General features: G+C 27.0%; 4 protein-coding genes and 1 pseudogene. 4 read left to right on the top strand and 1 reads right to left on the bottom strand.

Annotated features, from left to right (window positions below; genetic code table 11):
• The 4 genes and pseudogenes from E6A48_RS09145 to E6A48_RS09130 all read left to right on the top strand — a co-directional run.
• Positions 1 to 600, top strand: a pseudogene (locus tag E6A48_RS09145) (galactokinase); the annotation flags it as partial.
• Positions 601 to 624: 24 nt separating this feature from the next.
• A protein-coding gene (prfB, locus tag E6A48_RS09140) for a peptide chain release factor 2 (RefSeq protein WP_219709917.1) occupies positions 625 to 1,729 on the top strand; the annotation gives its coding sequence in 2 pieces (ribosomal slippage) (positions 625 to 696 and positions 698 to 1,729; 1,104 coding nt in all).
• Positions 1,730 to 1,827: 98 nt separating this feature from the next.
• Complete coding sequence (locus E6A48_RS09135; protein ID WP_219709916.1) at positions 1,828 to 3,456, top strand: GldG family protein; 1,629 nt, start codon at positions 1,828 to 1,830, stop codon at positions 3,454 to 3,456.
• 30 nt (positions 3,457 to 3,486) lie between these two features.
• Positions 3,487 to 4,761 carry an NADH-quinone oxidoreductase subunit L gene (locus E6A48_RS09130; protein ID WP_219709915.1) on the top strand — a complete coding sequence of 425 codons (1,275 nt, stop codon included), beginning with the start codon at positions 3,487 to 3,489 and terminating at the stop codon, positions 4,759 to 4,761.
• A 12-nt stretch (positions 4,762 to 4,773) separates the two neighbouring features.
• Here the strand turns inward: E6A48_RS09130 and E6A48_RS09125 are convergent.
• The coding region (locus E6A48_RS09125) for an ankyrin repeat domain-containing protein (RefSeq protein WP_219709914.1) at positions 4,774 to 5,438 on the bottom strand (665 nt) is incomplete at its 5' end.

Here is a 5,438-nt window from a genome sequence, read left to right as displayed (position 1 = left end):
TTTAAAATGAGCTATGAATATTTAGATATAAACTTTGGAGAATATTGTGTAGCTGTAGTTAATAGTAATAAAAAGAGAACTTCTAGCGATAGTGAATATAATGCTAGAAAGAGAGAATGTGATAATGCTTTGAAAAAGCTTAAAGAAAAAAAGTCTTCTATTAAATTATTATCAGATTTAAAGCCAAAAGATGCTGATTTTATTAAAGAAACTCTACAAAATAAAGAACAAAGAAGAGCTTTATATGTGTCTTCTGAAGAAGATAGAGTAAATCAAGCTGTAAAGGCTATAAAGAAAGGTGCAATTAAAGATTTAGCTACATTGATATCAAAAACTCATGATAGTTTAAGTAAATTATATGAAGTTTCTACAGCAGAACAAGATATTTTAGTGGAAGAAGCTTCAAAGATGGATGGAGTTCTTGGAGCACGTATGATTGGTACAGGTTTTGGTGGTGGTGTTTTAATTTTGCTTAAGAAAACTGAAGTAGAAAATGTAATAGAAGCTTTATATACTAATTATAAAGAGAAAACTAGAAGGGACGCTGATGTTTATATTGTAAAACCTACTAATGGCGTTAGAATGCTTTCTATTGAATAATAATTAATATATTGGAAAAATATTATGACATTATCTGAAATAAAAAATATTGTATTAGAGATTAAAGAGCAGACTGAAGTTTTAAGGGGGTATCTTTGACCCTGAGGCTATATATAAAAGGGTAAAAGAAATTGATGATATATCTTCTAAAGATGATTTTTGGAATGATAATATTGCTGCTCAAAAAATAATGAAAGAGAGAATGCTTCTTCTTGACAAGATAGAGCCTATTGAAAACTTAATAAAAAATGCTAACAATATTTATGAGCTTGTTGAGATGGCAATAGACTCTAATGATACAGAAATGGAAAAAGAATTAGAAACTGAATGTATAGAATTACAAAAGGTTTTTAATGAATTAGAGACAAAGAATTTATTTTCTGGAGAGTTTGACAGTAAGAATGCATATTTAACTTTAAATGCTGGAGCAGGTGGTACAGAGAGCTGCGACTGGGCTTCTATGCTTTCTAGGATGTATGTGCGTTTTTGCGAGAGGCATGGTTTTACAGTTGAAACTACTGATGAGCTTCCTGGTGATGAGGCTGGTATAAAACAAATAAGTTTTTATGTTCAGGGACTTTATGCTTATGGATATTTACGCTCTGAAATAGGTGTTCATAGGCTTGTGAGAATATCACCTTTTGATGCTAATGCTAAAAGGCATACTTCATTTGTTGCTGTAAGTGTTATGCCTGATATAGATGAAGATATTGAAGTTGAAATTAATCAGGCTGATTTGAGAATAGATACTTATAGGGCTTCTGGAGCAGGTGGTCAGCACGTTAATAAAACCTCTTCTGCTATAAGAATAACTCATATACCTACAAATATAGTGGTTCAATGTCAGGCTGAGAGAAGTCAGCATAATAATAAAGATATGGCTATGAAAATGCTTAAGGCTAAGCTTTATCAATTAGAAAAAGAAAAGCTTGATAAAGAAAAACAAAAAATAGCAGGGGAAAAAACTGATATTGCTTGGGGTAATCAGATTAGAAGTTATGTTTTTCAGCCTTATCAGATGGTGAAAGATTTGAGAACTGGTCATGAAACTGGTAATATGAACTCTGTTATGGACGGTAATATTGATGAGTTTATATCTGCTTATCTTAAACAGCAAATAAAAAAATAATTATAAAGTATTTCTATAGTTATACGATTATAAAAACAGTATTGAAATTTATTAAAACATTTCAATTAAATCTTAATGAAAAATGGAATTTATAATCAATGTCTAATAAAAAGTTTAATTTAAAAATTGCTACTATTGCTTCTTGGGTACTATTATTTTTCGCTTGGATATTTTTCTATGCAGTTACACAAAGACCTACTGCTATTTTTTGGGTTGTATTAGCTGTAACATTAATACTTACGGCAATTACCGTTATAATAGAAAAAAATAATATAATTTCTCTATTAAAAACAAGATTTGTTCATAAAGCTTTTTTTGGCATACTTTCTCTTATTATAATTTTAGCCATTTTAGTAGGGCTTTATATTATAAGCATAAACTTCCCTATAAGATTTGATTTAACACAAAATAAGTCTTACACAGTTTCTCAGCAAACTATGGATGTAATTTCTAGAATAGATAGTCCACTTTCAATAGTTGTTTTAAGGTCACCAAGTACAGACCCAACTTCTGCTGATTGGCGTTCTGATTTATTATTAGACCAATATCAAAGATTAAGCAAACATATTACAGTTGAATATATTAACCCAATAGAAAAACCTTCTGCTAAAAGTAAATATCAAATGACTCAGGTTGGTGAGATAATTTTTAGTTATGGTCAAAGTAAACAGGTAAGGGTATATAGAAAAGATTTAACTACTCAATCTAAAGTTACTTCAGAGCCTTTATTTGTTGGTGAAGAGAAATTTACTCAAGCTATATATACGTTATTAGAACAAGAGTCTTATGTCGTTTATTTTACAGTTGGTCATGGAGAAAGACAGCTTCAAGACAGAGGAGGCGAGGGATTATCTTATGTTAAAACTTATTTGGAAAATGAAAACTATAAAGTAAGAGATTTAAATATTATATTAGAAAATATTCCAACAGATGCTTCTTTAATTGTAATAGCTTCTCCTGTTGAAACATTCAGCGATTTTGAAATTGAGAAATTAAATAACTATGTAAAGACAGGCGGTAAATTGCTTGTACTTTATGATAGTTTTATGGATAGAAGTAATTTTAATTCTAATTTAGATGTATTTTTATCTGATTGGGGATTTAAGACAAAAAATGATTATATAATAGACCCAGTATCTAGTGTTGTTATACCTGTTAATGTGGTTCCTCAGTATACAGCTCATCCTATAACTCAAACTCTAAAAGAGGGTAATGTATTTGCTTGTTTAGTTGTAGCAAGAAGTATTTTATCTGGAGAAAGCAAATATAGCGGAAGTTTTGAAAATATAATCACTACTTCTCCTCAAGGTTATGGTAAAGAAGAAGCTACTTTTGATTTATCTCGTGCTAGATTTAACCCTAGAACAGATATTGCAGGTCCTGTGCCTTTGGCTATTGCTGGAACTTATGATATAGAGGGTAGAGATGTGCCTGCAAGAATTGTTGTGTTTGGAGATGCTACTTTTGCTCTAAATGCATATATCAATCCTGAGCAAGGTCAATCTGTAGATGTTGCTTTTGCTGGTAACAAAGATTTATTTATGAATACTGTTGCTTATCTATTAGAAGCAAGACAAAAGATAACTATAAGACCAAAAGAGGCTAGTATTAAAAATCTTACTCTTACAACAACACAAACTAATTTTATTAGATATGTTGCTCAAATTGGTTTGCCTTGTTTGTTTGGTATATTAGGTATTCTTATATGGTTCTTAAGAAGAAGATAATAAATATAAAGGTTGTTTAATTAATATAATATGTATAATATAAAAGCATTATATAAAAAATATTCATATTATATTAATTATGCTTTATTAGTATTTATAAATGGTATTGCTAGTGTATTAAATTATGTTTCTTCAATTTATGTAAATAGAAGTTTATCAATATCGGATTTTGCTCATTATAATGGTATTATTAATATATATTCTATAATAGTTCTCACAGTATCTAGTTTTAGTTATTATATAATGCATAATTATAAAGATGATGAAGATGCTAGGAGTTATTGGGCTTATGGATATATTATTGCTGCTGTAATATTTATATTATATATATTATCTATACCGCTTATGGATATACTTTTTAATATAAGAAGCTACATTTCTCTTTTTATAATATCTATTGGAATATTCGCTAGTATTTTAACTATAGTGTCGCAATCGATATTAAAAATTAATAATTATATAGCTTATGATTATATTGCAAGTTTAATAGCAATATTTATAGCAAAAATTTTACTTTTGGCATATTTTATTATAACATCTCTTACTTTAGAAAAAGCTATTATATCTGTAACTTTATTTTGTATTTTATATTTAATTATTAATTTAATTGAACTAAAAAAACTTAATCTTCCTTATTCTATTTCTATAAAAAAAATAAATACATATTTCTCTAAGCAAAATTTATATATATTTTTAACTTACATAATAAATATTGTTATAATAAATTTTATATTTAATTGGATATCATTAAGCGATGTATTAATGGCTAATAGATATTTAGATAAAACAAGTGCAGGTTACTATTCTACAATATCATTAATAATAAAAATGTTTTTCTATATAGGAACCCCTGTTGCATCTGTGATGTTTTCTTATATTCTAATAGCTAAAAAGGATAATAACAAAAATAAAGAAAATAAAATACTTTATTATTCAATACTACTTTTTATATTTGCTTCTATTTGTTTGTCAGGATTTTTAATTGTGTTTGCTAAACAAATAGTACTAATACAATTTACTAATAGGTATGAGGCTATTATTCCATTAATACCACAAGCTGCAATATTTGGCTTTTCTTTGGGGTTTACTGTTATTACATTTAATTATGGACTTGCTTATAAATTATTTGCTCCTTTCTATGGATATTTAGCCATATTTGCTTATGTATATTTTTCTCTGAGAAATGGACTAAGAACTTTTGAAAATTTTATGTTTATAATGAAAATATTTTTTATAGCATTGCTTATATATAATATTTTAATAATATTAATACATAGAATAATATTAAAAACTAATAAAAAGTAGAAGAAAAAATTATTATTTAGCACCTTTTGATATAAGTAACTTTTCTATTTTAGTATTATTTTTTTCTTTTGCATAAACTAATGCTGTGTTTCCACTTTTATCTTTAGCGTTGATATCAGCTCCATATTCTATCAATAACTGTGCTATTTCTGTATTATCAGTAAAAATAAACCACATTAAAGGTGTAGCATTTTCTAATTTTATATTTTGTCCATCATATTTTGCAGTAAATTTTGTATTAATATCAGCACCAGCATTTATTAATAACTCAGCTACTTCTTTATTTTCATTAAGTATTAAAGGAGTAAAATTTTTCATATATACTCCATTTCCATTTAATGAAACCTTTATGTTTACATTAGCTTTTTTTTCTATAAGTATTTTTGATATTTCTGTTCTATTATACGTTATAGAATATATTAAAGCTGTAAATCCTGATTTGTCTTTTATATTAATATCCGCACCTTTTTCTATAAGAATCTTTGATATTTCATCTTGCTTAAAAATAATAGAAAATATTAATGGTGTAGCACTATCTTCTATTTTGGCATTTATATTAATTTTCTTATCATTTATAAAATTCGAAACTTCTTCAATATCACCAGATGCTATATACGATAAGAATTCTGCTTCATTTTGAGCTTTTCTTGGATATAGTGCATTAAAACTAAATAAAG

The sequence above is a fragment of the Brachyspira pilosicoli genome (assembly GCF_019402445.1).
Lineage (GTDB): Bacteria > Spirochaetota > Brachyspiria > Brachyspirales > Brachyspiraceae > Brachyspira > Brachyspira pilosicoli_B.
The sequence above is the reverse complement of the archived record's forward strand: the minus strand, read 5'-3'. Positions and strand labels throughout refer to the sequence as shown.

Coding starts and splice junctions, on each gene's coding strand:
- E6A48_RS09135 (WP_219709916.1), top strand. CDS start 1,828: ATGTCTAATAAAAAGTTTAATTTAAAAATTGCTACTATTGCTTCTTGG.
- E6A48_RS09130 (WP_219709915.1), top strand. CDS start 3,487: ATGTATAATATAAAAGCATTATATAAAAAATATTCATATTATATTAAT.